This is a genomic window from Alicyclobacillus cycloheptanicus, assembly GCF_028751525.1.
Lineage (GTDB): Bacteria > Bacillota > Bacilli > Alicyclobacillales > Alicyclobacillaceae > Alicyclobacillus_L > Alicyclobacillus_L cycloheptanicus.
Window position 1 is genome coordinate 555,151 of the sequence record NZ_CP067097.1, and the last position, 14,897, is coordinate 570,047.

12 protein-coding genes and 2 pseudogenes are annotated in these 14,897 nt (G+C 56.5%); 5 read left to right on the plus strand and 9 right to left on the minus strand.

Annotated features, from left to right (window positions below; genetic code table 11):
• Positions 1-622: 622 nt before the first annotated feature.
• The 5 genes and pseudogenes from JI721_RS02590 to JI721_RS17160 all read right to left on the minus strand — a co-directional run.
• Complete coding sequence (locus JI721_RS02590; RefSeq protein WP_274454939.1) at positions 623-865, minus strand: DUF5348 domain-containing protein; 243 nt, start codon at positions 863-865, stop codon at positions 623-625.
• On the minus strand, positions 862-1,662 hold the full coding sequence (locus JI721_RS02595; protein ID WP_274454938.1) for an ExeA family protein: 801 nt from the start codon (positions 1,660-1,662) through the stop codon (positions 862-864). The genes JI721_RS02590 and JI721_RS02595 overlap by 4 nt, the downstream gene beginning before the upstream one ends.
• Complete coding sequence (locus JI721_RS02600; protein ID WP_274454937.1) at positions 1,652-3,037, minus strand: DDE-type integrase/transposase/recombinase; 1,386 nt, start codon at positions 3,035-3,037, stop codon at positions 1,652-1,654. The genes JI721_RS02595 and JI721_RS02600 overlap by 11 nt, the downstream gene beginning before the upstream one ends.
• 92 nt (positions 3,038-3,129) lie before the next feature.
• The gene (locus JI721_RS02605) at positions 3,130-3,510 is read right to left on the minus strand and encodes a hypothetical protein (protein WP_274454936.1); all 381 of its coding nucleotides are present in this window, start codon (positions 3,508-3,510) and stop codon (positions 3,130-3,132) included.
• Positions 3,511-3,561: 51 nt separating this feature from the next.
• A pseudogene (locus JI721_RS17160) lies at positions 3,562-3,780 on the minus strand (hypothetical protein); the annotation flags it as partial.
• A gap of 821 nt (positions 3,781-4,601) precedes the next feature.
• Here JI721_RS17160 and JI721_RS02610 point away from each other — a divergent pair.
• Positions 4,602-4,847, plus strand: a complete 246-nt coding sequence (locus JI721_RS02610; RefSeq protein ID WP_274456520.1) for a DinB/UmuC family translesion DNA polymerase — start codon at positions 4,602-4,604, stop codon at positions 4,845-4,847.
• A 208-nt stretch (positions 4,848-5,055) separates the two neighbouring features.
• Here JI721_RS02610 and JI721_RS02615 read toward each other — a convergent pair whose 3' ends face one another.
• A complete protein-coding gene (locus JI721_RS02615; RefSeq protein WP_274456521.1) occupies positions 5,056-5,802 on the minus strand; it encodes a hypothetical protein in 747 nt (248 codons plus the stop codon).
• Between the two features lie 175 nt (positions 5,803-5,977).
• On the opposite strand from JI721_RS02615, the pseudogene JI721_RS02620 reads away from it, so the two are divergent.
• Together JI721_RS02620 and JI721_RS02625 are read left to right on the plus strand one after the other, a co-directional pair.
• A pseudogene (locus JI721_RS02620) lies at positions 5,978-6,082 on the plus strand (IS1595-like element ISPaen5 family transposase); the annotation flags it as partial.
• 1,159 nt (positions 6,083-7,241) lie between these two features.
• Positions 7,242-8,180, plus strand: a complete 939-nt coding sequence (locus tag JI721_RS02625; RefSeq protein ID WP_274456522.1) for a manganese-dependent inorganic pyrophosphatase — start codon at positions 7,242-7,244, stop codon at positions 8,178-8,180.
• A gap of 152 nt (positions 8,181-8,332) precedes the next feature.
• Here the strand turns inward: JI721_RS02625 and JI721_RS02630 are convergent, their stop codons facing one another.
• Entirely contained in the window at positions 8,333-9,436 is a 1,104-nt protein-coding gene (locus tag JI721_RS02630; RefSeq protein WP_274456523.1) for a TDT family transporter, read from the minus strand.
• A 141-nt stretch (positions 9,437-9,577) separates the two neighbouring features.
• On the opposite strand from JI721_RS02630, the gene JI721_RS02635 reads away from it, so the two are divergent.
• Positions 9,578-10,477 carry a LysR family transcriptional regulator gene (locus tag JI721_RS02635; RefSeq protein ID WP_274456524.1) on the plus strand — a complete coding sequence of 300 codons (900 nt, stop codon included), beginning with the start codon at positions 9,578-9,580 and terminating at the stop codon, positions 10,475-10,477.
• Between the two features lie 178 nt (positions 10,478-10,655).
• Positions 10,656-10,802: a hypothetical protein gene (locus JI721_RS02640; protein WP_274456525.1), complete on the plus strand. Its 147-nt coding sequence runs from the start codon at positions 10,656-10,658 to the stop codon at positions 10,800-10,802.
• A 76-nt stretch (positions 10,803-10,878) separates the two neighbouring features.
• Here the strand turns inward: JI721_RS02640 and JI721_RS02645 are convergent, their stop codons facing one another.
• Entirely contained in the window at positions 10,879-11,637 is a 759-nt protein-coding gene (locus tag JI721_RS02645; protein ID WP_274456526.1) for an SWIM zinc finger family protein, read from the minus strand.
• The gene (locus JI721_RS02650) at positions 11,637-14,864 is read right to left on the minus strand and encodes a DEAD/DEAH box helicase (RefSeq protein WP_274456527.1); all 3,228 of its coding nucleotides are present in this window, start codon (positions 14,862-14,864) and stop codon (positions 11,637-11,639) included. Before JI721_RS02650 ends, JI721_RS02645 begins: the two co-directional genes overlap by 1 nt.
• Between the last annotated feature and the right edge of the window lie 33 nt (positions 14,865-14,897).

Consider the following 14,897-nt stretch of genomic DNA (forward strand, 5'->3'; position numbering starts at 1 on the left):
CGGGATCGGTCTGAAGCGCTACAACGACACCTTGTTTTGTGGCTCCTCGTCCATCTGTACCGGATTTGGGGGCACCAAAATAGGCGTCGTCCATCTCAACAAGACCCGCTAAGCGGTAATTCGCATCACATTCCTGCATCGCACTTCTTTGAAATTCCAGTAATGTCATCCCTTTTACCTTGTCACTCTGCATCACCCACGAACTTATGTTCGTGTTTTTAGTATACACCTGAGCGGAGCGCATAACCAGAACATATGTTCGCGTGTAGGTGCCTGTATGGAACGTCCGAGTGCTACTTTGCGGCGCCTTTTAGTACTGGAGGCAGTCCAAGAGCAGATCATCCGAGAAATCGCTCTTACAAAGGCCCAAATGCGTGATAAGGGAATAAAAATCCTCGACCGCAAGGATGACGTGATGGATGTGTGACTCCTTATCAATGCGGTAATTATCACGACGAGGCAACTTTCATGTGGAAGATGCTTGTGGCCGCTCGGATTATTTGACGGTGAAATTCCAGATGTCATTGTCACCTGGAATCGGCGCGGAAGTTTCACGCATTTTGTCGGCCTTTGAATAAATAAAGGGGGCCGCCTTAGGCGACCCTCCTGCCAACGTGCTCGTCTAGAAGTATATCCACCTCGCAGTGTAAGTTCGGTTGCGCATCAGCACGAATGCGTCACTGCGCTGGTCGTCTTCGTGGAAGATCGCGTACCATCCCTCAGCACACCACTCTATTCTCGCGTAGTAATATCTGTCGCCGATCTCGATTTCAATCGGGTCTCCGCAATGCAAGTCATGTTCATCTTGTTCATCTGCAAAGTACCATCGGTCCCGCAGTGAACTGAATCGTAGATTTCCCGTCATGAGCCGCTCACCTCCATCCATGCCCGCTCCACATGACTGTTATCAACGACGCTGTGTCCCAACGTTGCAGCGTCGATCAGCGCGCCACGACACAGTGTGTTAATCAACCGGGGATTACCTTGGCTGGTTCTCGCAATCAACTTCACGGCATCAGCTGAGAAAATCGTTCTCTCCTGACCCACGCTCGCCAGCTGCTTCGAGACATAGTCCTGCACTTCAGCCTCGGTCAACGTCCCCATGTGGTAGCGAATTTGGATTCTCCCGGATAGTGAAGTCAGGATTCGGAGTTTCATCTTCTCCCGCAATTCTGTTTGTCCCACCAGCCAGAGGGAAATCGGCGAGAATGAATCAGCCCGAAAATTGTTGAGGAACCGAAATTCGGCCAGCATCTGCGGGTCGAGTTCATGTGCTTCATCGACGATAATCACGACTTGTTGGCCTTTTTGGTAGCTTTCTTCGAGCACCTGGTGAACGAGCGCCTGGTTATCTACCTGTCGAAACCTGGGCTGGATCTGCAGACGCTCGAGAATCACGCGGTATAGTGTTTTGGGCGTAAGTCCGGCGTTGGCGATATACATGAACTTGTATTGGCTCTCATCCATTCGCTTCATCACAGCGCGTACGGCCGTTGTCTTCCCGGTCCCGGTGTCCCCGGTTACAAGTGCCATGTGGCGGTGTTCCGTCGCGTAGATGAGCCTTGCAGAGAGCTCGCTGTGACCGTGAAACGCCACCAAGCGTTCGACCGGGATGTCACGGTCAAAAGGCTCCTGAGCGAAGCCAAAGAACTCAGTCATCATGAGATTCACCATCTTTCAGGGCACGAGCAAACGAGGTTCGCCCAAGCGACTGTTGCCTCTGCTTTTCGTGGGCTGCGGTAATCGTTTCGAGAAAGGAAATCCCTGGTTCGGTTGGTAGCTCTGAAGGTGGGGAATCGGCTTGCGTTACACGTTTGTCTGTGTGTCGGCGCATCTTCAGCGGGACGGCATTCGCGTAGTGCTTGCCCTCCAGCCATACCTGAATACGAGTGAGGTCGAAGGGGTTGTAGCGCAACGTCACGGTTCGCCCAACGAGGATGGACTCAACCTCGTACGTGTTTCCCTGCACTGAAATGCAGGCTGTCTTGTCCACCTTTGCCTTGTAGGTCCATTGAAATGCGTCTTCGAGCACATGCGGGTCCACCAACCGCAACGGACCGTGCGTGGTCAGTACGGCTGCAGGCCGTTTTTTCAACGTGCTGTGGGTTCTCTGGTGATACATTTTCTCCAGCCAGGCACGGAAGTAGCGATTGAGGTCGTCGAGATTCTGGATGGTACTGTTCTTCACACACAACTCGGCTTCCGGGCGGAAAGAGCGCTCTACGTAGCCGAAGTATCGTTCCAATTTCCCGCGCCCTTGGGGGAGAAATGGCCGGGAGTGACGAATCTCAAACCCGAGTCTGGCAGCCACCTCGCTCAACTGTTTTGACTGGTAAATCTTTGCATTGTCGCAGTAGAAGATTTTCGGCGTTCCATGCGTAGTAATCGCTTTTTTCAACGCATCCTCAAGCACCGGCAGATTCTCTCGAAAATAAAACGCGGCGTAGCAGATATAACGACTCTTATCGTCAAGTACAGCAACCAATCTGGCTACCCGCATCTGGCCCCCAGAGTTGGGGTCTGGGACGCGCAAGGAATCACAGACGTCACATTGCCAAATTTCGTGAACTTCATTGGCGGTATACCGCTGCCAGGTACGTTGCTTGCGCACTGCCTTTGTACGCTCCACCTTGGCTCTGCGCAAATGCGCGGACAGTGTGCTGCGCCGAATAAATCCTTCTGGAACGAGTCCTTCAGTCTCCAGCATCACAATGAGTTGCTCCACTGTGCGCAAGGGTTGTTCCTTACGCAAGGCCACAGCTCGTTCAATCACATGAGGGGGCAACACCCGCGGTCGGCGGTCGTCTGCCCGAAGTTGGGGAAGCAGCCCATCTACCCCTTCCTTTCGGTAGCCTGCCAAATATCGCTCTAGCGTGCGTTCCGAGAATCTTCTTTTCTCTCCGTTTGGCATCTCATGTTCCTGACTAGCCAGTTCCTCCAGCATCGCTTTTTGAGCACCACTCTCGGTTTGCCGCAATATCGGGGCAATAAGACCATAGCGGAACAGAGCGATTTGGCGTCGCGAATCATCTTGCATGTCCAGCTTCTCCTTCCCATACGAGATAGCCTCATTCTGGGGGCGGGTCCCATCCGCTCGGAAGATGGTTTTCTGTGGGATAAGCAGCGTTGTTACGGTGGAAGGGCTGGGGAGAGGCCATACGACACCCGCTTCACCGACAACGATGGGGCAAACAGGCAGACGACTTCACGCCTGAGATTCCAGAAGTCACTGCCGCCAGCCACGTCAAGCAGCACAAGCCGGTCATAATAGGTGCACAATACCGAGTCTCTGACGTTGTGGCGTAATGGAGGCAGTGGTACATCTGGCCGATGAAACTGGACAATCCGGGAGACCAAGGCGATGACTTTGGTCACCTGCCCCTGAATCCGAGTAAACCAGTTGCGGGCACATGACTCGGATAAGCAGACGCCGCATTCGGCCAATTTGGCTAGGGCAGCGTCTACCGTCAGTGTACCTGCCAAAAGGCTCACAAGAAGATCCTGGACCATGATTGTATACCGCTGGAAAGGTGCGACAAAGGATGGCAGGATTGCAAATGTCCGTTTGCAACTTGGGCACTGCCGCCGTTGTTGTAGGAAATCATGGCGCATCTCGCCTAAATCGAATGGGCGACGACGGTAGTATCCGTGGACGTACGTATACGAATGTGAACAGTAAATACAAGGCACGTCGCGCGGTAGCAGCTTCTGTACAGCGAGGGCGTATTCTTCCGGGCTTACCGGATTGACAGATTTGCATTCTATGGATACGCTAGGCATACAGCGAGAGCCATTCGGCCTCGAATTAGGGAACGAAAGTAACTGGCCACCAACCGAGTACACTTACGTTACCCTGCGCAGATGGGAACGCCACCTGGGCCTACTGGGCACAGAGGGCGTTTCTGCATTTCTCGACAATATCCTGCTAAAGTCCCCGACAGCGTATCAAAGAAAATCCACCGACAATGACGTCAAATAATCCGAGCATGAACAGACGACGACGGTAGTATCCGTGGACGTACGTATACGAATGTGAACAGTAAATACAAGGCACGTCGCGCGGTAGCAGCTTCTGTACAGCGAGGGCGTATTCTTCCGGGCTTACCGGATTGACAGATTTGCATTCTATGGATACGCTAGGCATACAGCGAGAGCCATTCGGCCTCGAATTAGGGAACGAAAGTAACTGGCCACCAACCGAGTACACTTACGTTACCCTGCGCAGATGGGAACGCCACCTGGGCCTACTGGGCACAGAGGGCGTTTCTGCATTTCTCGACAATATCCTGCTAAAGTCCCCGACAGCGAATCAAAGAAAATCCACCGACAATGACGTCAAATAATCCGAGCATGAACAATGCTTGAAGCGGAGGCGCGTGGTCGAGCTAAGCGAGCAGGACTGGTCTCACAATGACCCAGTTCATCTATGGCCTCGTGGACATGCAGCATCGTGTGAGGTATCGCGGCTCTGCCGGCCAGCCGGATAAAAGCCCGCTTCGGCCTATGGGGAGAAATCATCCATCGCTGGGCCAACGGCATCGACCTAAGCGACATTAACCCCCCACAGTTATTCAGAACCGCACAAAGGTATATCGCATCACATGACATTGCCGCGGGATCTTTACGAACGGGACGAAGTGGCGGTTGTCATCTTGAAGTTACTCAACGAGGTGTGCCGTCGCCTCAGGAAAGCCAACCAGATCGGCCGGCGTGTCGGACGGATTCATTGCGGAAGACGCTCAGCGGTTTGTGTTGAGACAACCCTAATGACGAACAAGGAGAATCACCAATGTGCATGGAACGCAAGGAGTTACATAGAGATACCGTTGCAGTTGCGTAGCGTTTGAGTCCGCCGACGTGGAGGTTTTTCCCTCACCTGCTTCACATATAGTCTCACGCCAATCTCCTTTATGGCTTCCAAGATAGTGCCGCCGCGGAAGACATCGACGAAGTCAGTGATGAACTGCGTCAGGTTGCCTTGACTCTGTACCAGAATGTTTGAGACAAGTCTCAAGGCCACTGCCATGGCAGTGGCCGGATTATTATGTAACGATATCAATCCAAGGGTGTCTGAGTAAACGACAAATCCTTATTACCCGCAAGCTGAAGTATACTTCGGTATGGTACGTTGCCTCCGATCCACACAAAGCGGCCAGGACTGCTCGGGTAATATACGAAATTCACGCCATTCTGACGAACCAAAGTGGCACTCTGCCCATTGGGAAGTGTAACTCGCTTGCCCTTTGGAAGCGGGTATTCAGTTGATATTTTGATGTTCCCCATAGAAATTACACTCTGAGCATCATAATATAGCCAAAACGTCCCAACACCTGTTTCGGCAGTTCTTGTTCCAATGAGATGCTCGTATGGGGCAGGCAGCGGTTGAACGATATGGTTAGAGTGGAATACCTGCGCTCCTACTACTCCTATAATAGACCACGATTTCTTCACCTTGTGTAGATAGAAAATATAGAACCACTTTGATACATCAGGAACCTTAACATCGACCACTGCCGTATTCTGAAAATCGATATTCAAGACCTGTTTGGCCTTTTCAGCAGTTACTGTATGCCCATTAGTTAATGTCCATATAACCCCGTTTCGAACTGTATCCGCTGGAGTTTGCGCCTTTTCTTGCGGTACAGGGATCGTCTTGACGAGGCGGATATCTACACTACCCAGTTTGTCGGGCTGAGGGGGCGACGTATTCACCGCATTTTCGCTAGTAGCGCATCCACTTACTATGACCGCAGAAAGTAACAGGAGGACGATGAACATTTTATGCCTAATCATTTTATCCATAGCCCCCCTTAATCGTTTAACTGATCATATTTATTTTAATGATACTACGGATTGCTTGGAAAAGACGTACTAACCTGCGCCTGTACAGATGGACGAGGAACCACAAAACAAGGTGTCGTTGTAGCGCTTCAGACCGATCCCGACGGGAATCCGCAGTTCGCAAGGATGAAAGTCATTGAACGAGTTCTGCTACCGATTCAACCGGCGACAAAATCCGAAGGAATGGTTTGGGAGATTGCTCAATACATGCGTTTCTGCAATTCCAACCAAGGTGTCCTAATCAGAGTGCGTAACAAGAACATATGTTCTTATATCGAGTATTATACGCAGATGCACATGGAATACAAACGTATGTTCTGGAAATGCAGCGTGGTGCGGTGAGCTTAGGAACGGCCGGCTTAGCGAGCTTAGCGGGCGGCGAGCCGCGCCGGATCCCGCGGATCCGCATAAGGCAGGAATGGTGCCTTAGGCGCCGGGATCCGATGGCCCTCGCAGCGGCTTTAGGTAGGAAAGGTGCCTTATGGTCGGCAAGTCGGCGGGACCCGGGCCCCCATAAGGCAGGAATGGTGCCTTAGGCGCCGGGATCCAATGGCCCTCGCGGCGGCTTTAGGCAGGAAAGGTGCCTTATGGTCGGCAAGCCGGCGGGGCCCGGGCCCCCATAAGGCAGGAATGGTGCCTTAGGCGCCGGGATCCGATGGCCTCGCGGCGGCTTTAGGCAGGAAAGGCGCCTTATGGTCGGCAAGCCGGCGGGGTCCAGCCCCCCATAAGGCAGGAATGGTGCCTTAAGCGGCGCGCTCCGATGGCGCTCGCAGCGGCTTTAGGTAGGAATGGTGCCTTATGGTCGGCGAATCGGCGGGGCCCGAGCCCCCATAAGGTAGGAAAGGCGCCTTATGGTCGGCAAGTCGGCGGGACCCGGGCCCCCATAAGGCAAAAAAGACGCCTAAAGATGGACGGTCCGGCCGCGCCGGACCACCCATTGGGAACGAAAGGTGCCCAAAGCGGTGGCGAGCCAAAGCACAGGCGGAGGCTTAGGGCAGCAAAGGTGCCCTGCGCGACGATGTGGCGAAGGCTTAGGGGCAGGAACGGCCCCCTATGGCCCCCTATAGCCCCCTATGAGGCGGCAGGTGTGCACGAACAGGTGTGCACGAAATGGAATCAGTCACGTCCAGGAGGCTCGCGACAGAGGCCGCCCGCAGCGACACGCTTGAATTTTACCCTCCGCTGTACAGCAATACGATGTATTCTGTACAATGACTCATGTTCCGCTTGATTTACTGGGTCATCACTCTACAATGCAATCAGAGGGCAGCGGATGGAATCCGTTCGGCCATCGGCCATGTGGTCATTCGCTCATGGTCATGCGCTCATGCAGCCATGTCCCATGTGTCCATGTGCTGGGCGACGTCCTACATACACCTTGACAATTTGAGGAGGATACAATGGACAAGACACTGATTTTCGGACACAAAAACCCTGATACGGACACGATTTGCTCGGCCATTGTGTACGCCGATTTGAAGCGCCAGCTGGGTGTCCCGGTCGAGGCTGTCCGCCTTGGCAGCCTCAACCCCGAGACCGAATTTGTTCTGGATTACTTTAAAGTGGAAGCCCCTCGCCTGGTGGAAACGGTGAGCAACGAAACGAAGCAGGTCATTCTGGTTGACCACAACGAGCGCCAGCAGAGTGCGAACGACATCGATCAAGTCCAGGTCGTCGAAGTCATCGACCATCACCGCATTGCGAACTTTGAAACCAGCGGCCCGCTCTATTACCGCGCGGAGCCCGTTGGCTGCACGGCGACCATTCTGCTGAAGCTGTTCAAAGAAAAGGGTGTCGCGATTCGCAAGGAAATCGCCGGCTTGATGGTATCCTCCATCATCTCCGACACGCTGCTCCTGAAGTCGCCCACCTGCACGCCGGAAGACGAAGCCGCCATCAAGGAATTGGCAGAAATTGCCCGTGTGGACATTCAGGACTACGGTCTGCAGATGCTCAAGGCAGGCGCGAATTTGCGCGACAAGCGCATTGATGAACTGGTCAACCTGGACGCCAAGGAGTTCCAGATGGGCAATTACAAGGTGATGATCGCGCAGGTCAACGCGATCGACACCAGCGACGTGCTCGACCGCCAGGCGGAACTGGAAGCTTCATTGAAGCAAATCATCGCCGACAAAGGCCTCGATTTGTTCTTGTTCGTCGTCACAGATATCCTGAACAGTGACTCGGTCGGCGTGGCCCTCGGGTCTGTCGCAGGTGCTGTGGAGAAGGCCTACAATGTCAAGCTGGAAAACAACAAAGCCCTGCTCAAGGGTGTCGTTTCGCGGAAAAAGCAAATTGTCCCAATTATGACGGATACCCTGGCCAACTACCAGGCGTAAGCTTCATCTTAAGCTTCACCCAAGCCAAACCGCCCAGAACGGCGAATCTTCGCTGCCGACAGCTTGCCGGCCGTGATTCTGCCCAACTGGGCGGTTTCCGCTGAGATGCCTGCATGCACGCCGGTGCCAGCGCGTGGTGCTGGCGTGATGCTTCAGTGTACGGCAGCCATGCCACGACGGCGGCGATGAACTCTCCATTGGAGGAGGTCACCCTTATAAATGCCGTGAGCCGTACGCGCGAAGACAACTACGAAGCATCCCCAGAGCATCAGCAGTTGAACGAGCCCTGCTACGAAAAACACGGGATAGGAGGTCAGGTGGGCCAACGCGTATGTGCCATTCGTAAAACTCCCAATCGGGAAGACGTAGCTCCACCACCCCATGTGAAAGGGCAGCCCGTCGCCGCGCTTGGTGACGTGCAGAATCGTATGCATGCTTGAGATCACGATCCACCAAACACCAACGCCCCACAACGCCATATCGAAAATCAAACCCAGGGCATGCAGCAGGTGCGTGTAGGGTGCGAATATCGAGGTCGTCTTGGTTGACAGTGAACCAAACACCGCCATCGACATGCCAATCGGCCCAATCTCCACCCATAAGCTTGGCGCTGCTTCGCCAGAGAGCCGTTTGTGATAGACCAGCCGCGAATAGACGAGCCCGCTGACCATCATAAAGAGAAAAAATGTCACGCCAAACATCGCCAGAAGCAGTGCCAGCATGGCAAACTGCACAGCATGGCCCTGCCAAAAGGGAATCAGATTCATCCCCGTCGCCGCGGCAACAATCGGCGGCACCACCGGGATCAGCCAGGTGGCAAGCGTTTGCTGCGGTTCGACTTCGTGTTCGGCAAAGAGCAGGTACGGTACCACCACAACCGTAAAAATCGAAGCGACCGTCCCCGCCACCCACAGAACTTTGCTGACAAGGAGTGCTGGTGCTGCGTGGAAGATTTGTGTCCCAATGAGCAGGTAGTCATTCCCGACGACGTTGATGCCCATCGCGAACGCGCCGTAAAACAGGGCGCTGGACGGGTGCCTGAAATCGTTCAGCGACTCTCTGGTATGAAACATCCAACGCAGTATCCAGGAGCCCATCGCCGCGGCAAACACGACGTTCAAGAGGAAAAAGAGCAGTGTACCGATGACATGCTGAAACGGAATTGCGATGGGTGAGGTGAATGTCAAGGCTGCGACGATGCCAATCCCCATCACGGTCGTGAACCAATGCGGACCGATTTGCCTGATGATGCCCATCATGACGCGCCTCCCGTGGATAACTACATTCATCATAGTGCGCGGATTTAAATAAATGAAATACATGTTTTATGTTATTATCATAAGAAATACTTATCCTATGTCTGTTGCACTGGATGCTGGAAAGCGAGCGACCCACCCATGGACATCCACCTGCTGGCATTCGTGACTGTCGCCGAAGAGCGCAGTTTTACACATGCAGCTGAGAAGCTGCACATCAGCCAACCCGCCATCAGTCAGCACGTCCAGACGCTGGAGAAACGCCTGGATGTACAACTGCTTGAGCGAAACAAACGCAGTGTGCGGTTGACGAAGGCCGGAGAAATCGCATACCAGCAAGCGAAGGACATCCTGTGCTCCTATGCGCGCATGACCCGCTTAATCGAGGATTTACGCGGCAAGCCGAGCGGACCGCTGACCATTGGTGCGAGTTTTACGTTCGGGGAGTATGTACTGCCGCATTTGATTGCCGATTTCAGGCTGCACTATCCTGACGTCACGCCCATCATCGAGATTCACAATACGCGCGCAGTCGCCGACCTGGTGGCACGCGGTCAGTTGGACATTGGCATCATTGAGGGTTCGACCCATCACCAGCACGATCTCGCCATCGAACCGCTTGCGAGCGACCAACTGACCCTCGTCGCATCCAGCGGCCACCCCTTCGCCAACCAAGCGAACATAACAGTGGAAGACTTGAACAGCGTGCCGTGGATGATTCGAGAACCCGGGTCTGGCACACGCGAAATCACAGAGACGGTGTTTGCACAGCTTCACCTTCGCCCTGCTGTTGTACAGGAGTATGCGAGTACACAGCTCATCAAAGAATCGGTACTCGCTGGTCTTGGAGTCGCCCTGCTGTCGAAATGGGTGGTTCACCGGGAACTGCAGTGGCGCGCCCTGGTCGAACTGCCCTTCCAAAGCCTGCCGGTCAAGCGCACGTTTTCCGTCGTTCTAAAGCAGTCCAATTTCACCGCAAGTGCCGTCTCCTGCTTCCGAAATTACCTCTTCGAACACGTCCCAACGTTGTCCGAGGTCTAAACAACGCGAAACATCGCCTGCTGACAGAGGCATCAACGAGGCCGGCATGCACAAACATGCACAAATTTTCATCCAAAATGCGCCAGCCCCCTGAAACGTTTTTGCAGGTGCGTACGTCTATATAACAAACAGTGTGTACCACGCTTCGAGAAAACGTCTCAGGAAAGGAGCAGCGACTATGGGGATTGGCTTCATCGTCATTATCGTATTCTTGGCGACTTTGCTGGGACTGTTTGCGAGACAAGCCCTGTCCGTGACAGACGAACCGTCTGACGCGAACGAATCACAAGACGAACCGCACGACCAACACCCGCATGCCATGTAACACGGCAGCTGGCAGCTTGCGAGCCATCAGTGGCTAAAGCTGCCTTCAGTGACGACAGCCGCCTTCCATCCGGACGTCACTTGCGCAGTTTCGGCACGATGACATGCTGAATCTTTGCTGCTGCATGGCTTTCACTCTGAAATACCGCTTGTTCCTCGGTCCACAGCGGCAGTCGTCTGTCCTGCAGGCCGTTGTCACCGAGCGTGCTTGCATCATTCGCTTCATCCTTGCGCGCCGCTTCGTCGATCCGCTCTTGTTCCGTTTTCTCGTCCGATGCTTCTGCCACCAGCAGGGCCATTCGTGCGTAGATTTTATCGAGCAGGCGCTCCGGGTCCACGCCGACGTATCGAAAGGCGCAAAACGCGTCCGCCTCCACATTCATCACCATCTGATACACCGTTGCGACCACGTGGACGCAAGGGCGCAGCAAGTCGCCGCACGTGCACTCACTCTCCTGAATCATCCGCCGTGCGATGGCTTCATTCGGAAAAAAGTGCACCTCATTTTCATCCAGAAACGCCACCAGCTCCGGGTCCCATTCGCCGTCCAGCATGGCCGCCAGCCAATCCGGACGTCTCGCAAACCACAGGGCAATCGACTCCACATGCCGAGCCCACCAGTCCGGGACCAGCACGCGCACCCGGAAGGCGGCGCTGAAACTGCCCGGGTGGACGGCGGCCGTGATCCACTCCCGCTTCAGCCGCAGCTGCTTGACCCCGCCCTGTTTGGCCAGGGTCTTGCCGCGTCTGAGACGGCTCTTTTCGACTTGATCGAGAAAAGGCCGCCAGCGCTGCTCCACAAAACTGACGCCGGATGATTTGCTCTGCCCAGCCATTACCCCTCATCCTCCATCATCGCATCCACATCGAGCGCGAACAGTTCACGCAGGGCGGCATCGTCCAGCTCTGTGATGAAGCCCTCGGCACTGTCCCCAATCACCGCCGCCGAAAGCTGACGCTTGGAAGCAATCAACTGGTCGATGCGCTCCTCAAGCGTCCCTGCGCAAATCAGTTTGTGGACCTGCACATTCTTGGTCTGGCCAATGCGAAACACCCGGTCGGTCGCCTGGTCTTCCACGGCCGGGTTCCACCAGCGATCATAATGAAACACATAGTTCGCACGGGTGAGATTCAGGCCCACCCCGCCGGCCTTCAGCGACAGGACGAGCACGGGGGACGGGTCGTTTCCCTGCTGAAAGTCCTCTACGATTTTGCCGCGCGCCGCAGCCGACAGCCCGCCGTGCAAAAACTGCGGCCGCCACCCATACTTCGCCGCAATGGTGTCACACAACAGCTCTCCCATGTCGCGAAACTGGGTGAACACCAGGGCTGCCGCCCCTTCGTCGATCACGTCGTCCAGCAGCTCGAGCAGCAGCCCGAGCTTCCCAGACCGCCGAACATCGGTACTGCCGCCTTCGACGAGGCACGGGTGGTCGCAGACCTGTTTCAGCCGGACAAGCGCCGCCAGGATGCGCCCCCGCCGCGAAAGGCCCGCGGGCGCGCCGTCAATATCCACGAACAGCCGGTTGACAATCGATTGGTACAGCGCCGCCTGTTCAGCACTGAGCGACGCATATTCCTGAACCTCCCACTTTTCGGGAAGTTCCATCTGAATCGCCGGATCGGACTTGCTCCGCCGCAGCAACAACGGTTGCACCAGCCGGTGCAGCCTCCGGCTCTGCACAGAGTTCGGCCGAATCTCCCCAGGGCCCGCCAATTGCTTGCGAAACCACGACAATCCGCCGAGGTACCCCGGATTGGTGAAGTGGAAAATCGACCACAGCTCCTCCAAGCGGTTCTCCACCGGCGTGCCTGTGAGCGCGATGCGGTGATGCGCATGCAGGTTTTGCACCGCCCGCGCCTGCTTGGTATCCGCGTTCTTGATGTTCTGGGCCTCATCGGCGATGACCGCGTCCCACGCGATCGCCTGCAGCGCCTCTGCGTCACGCACGGTGATGGCGTAGGTCGTCAACACCACATCGCATGTGTCGAGGGCCGCCGTGAGTCGATCACGCCCGTCCGGCAAAGGTGTGTTCCGCTCTACACCATGGTGCACGTAGAGGCGCAGAGCAGGGACGAACCGCGCGGCCTCCGCTTTCCAGTTCTGCAGCAGCGACGTTGGGCAGACCAGCAGGTGCGGCCCCTGACTCTGCCCTTGTTCCTTGAGGTACTGCAGGTACGCCAGCACCTGAATCGTCTTGCCAAGGCCCATGTCATCCGCCAGGCAAGCCCCGCAGCCAAGGTTTCTCAAGTGCAGCAGCCACGCGTACCCGGTCTGCTGATACTGCCGAAGCGTCCCCTGAAACCCTTGCGGTGTCGGTACCGGCTTGGGCGGCTCCGCGTTGAGGAAAAAGCGAATCACCCGCTGTGCATCCATCGCTTCATCATCGACATCGACTTCCAGGCGAACCGGAGATGCCTCATCCTGCTCCTGTCCCAGCAGCAGCGCCCGCGAGAACTGCGCTGCGCCGAGCGGCCGCCCGGACAACCCGAGCTCCTTCAACTGCGCCAAAATCTGGTTCATGGGAACGAGCTTCCACGAGCCCCCCAGGTGGATATACGGTGTGTGCGCTTCCACCAGCTGCTCAAACGCCTGGCTCGACAACTCCTCGTCCCCCACCGCCAAGGTCCAGTCGAAGTCCACAAGCCGCTCAGCATCAAACCACCCCGCAGACGGGCGCCGTCCCCGCTGGCGTGCCTGCAGCGACTTCTCGCGGCCGCGCCGCACACGCACGCGGATGCGCACATTGGCCACGCCCGCGGCGTCAAAGTCCGGCGTCTCCACCGAAAACCCCTGCTCGCGCAGCGCCGGCAGCCCTTCCGTGACCAGCGTCACCACATCCTCCGGCGGCACGCTGCACCCGGTCGGCCCCGGTTCACGCAGGCTCTGCAGAATCGGCGCGTAACACTGTCCCGCGCGCCGGAGCGCAGGCAGAATCCAGCGCGCTGGATCGACCAGCACATCCCGCCCGATGGTCAAGACACGTTGGCCGCTCGCCCACAGTTCACGAAGCGGCACGCGAACGGGCCATTCGTTGTGCGCGACGTAGTACACCAGCTGCCAATCTGCGGCCGGATGCTCTGCGTCCGGCGGCACGACTTCAAACGCCACGTGGTAATACGCACTGCCGCTGTCGTCGGCAAGCCACTCCCGCCGCCAGCCGCTGTCTGCAAACGCCGGCAGCAGCTGCCGGCGCAGCAGCCACCCGTCCGCCGGAAACAGCCGTGCCTCGGCGTCGTGCGCCCACAGCCCTTGCTGCCACCTCGTCAGCAGTTCCGCTTCTCCGCGGTAGAACACGCGGTATCGCGATCGGCCGAGACGAACCACGGCGTCATCCGCAGGCAGGAGATTCGCCCGCACCAGTTCGTCCACGCAGCGCCAAATCCAGCGGTCGAACTCGATGGGACCAGCGGCGGAGATGCGGACCGCGTTCGGGTCATCGGGATCGTCCCACATCCGGGCCATTTCGTGGATATAGATTCTGCGCAGCGCCCGAAGCCCGCTGTCCGTCCACGCTGGCAGCCAGGCGGCACAATACGCGCTGTGATGCGCGACCCACTGGCTGCCGCCGTCCTCCGACCCGTCCGCCAGCAAACAGCACGTCTCCATCACCTGCGCTGGCGCCAAATCCACAGGCGCCGCAAACGCAAGAATGTCCTGTCGGCGCACAATCTCGCGGGCCAGTCGAGCGGTGCGCAGAAACAGCTCAAAGCTCTTCGCAAGCCGGAATCCCTCCGGAAGCGAAGCTGTATCGATTTCCGCCGCAGCCACCTTCGCGGCAAAGTCGGCCTCGAAATACACCGCGATGCCAGAAGACTGATCGACGGGGCTGAGTCCCGTCTGCGTCTTCAGCCAGGAGACGACGATGTCCAGGTGCGAAAAACGCTCCACCCGCCCGGAGGGTTCCGCTGCGGCCCAAACCCGCACCATCCCGTTGCCGAGCCAGGACGGCGTGAACGCAAAGTGGGCGCAAATCCATATCTGTTCCTGTTCTGCTGGCCCAGCGGCGTGCGCAGCGGCGCTATCCGGCTGGGTATTTGGCACGGTATCGTCCGTGTTCATCCGCTCTCTTCCTCCAACATGCAAACCGATTCC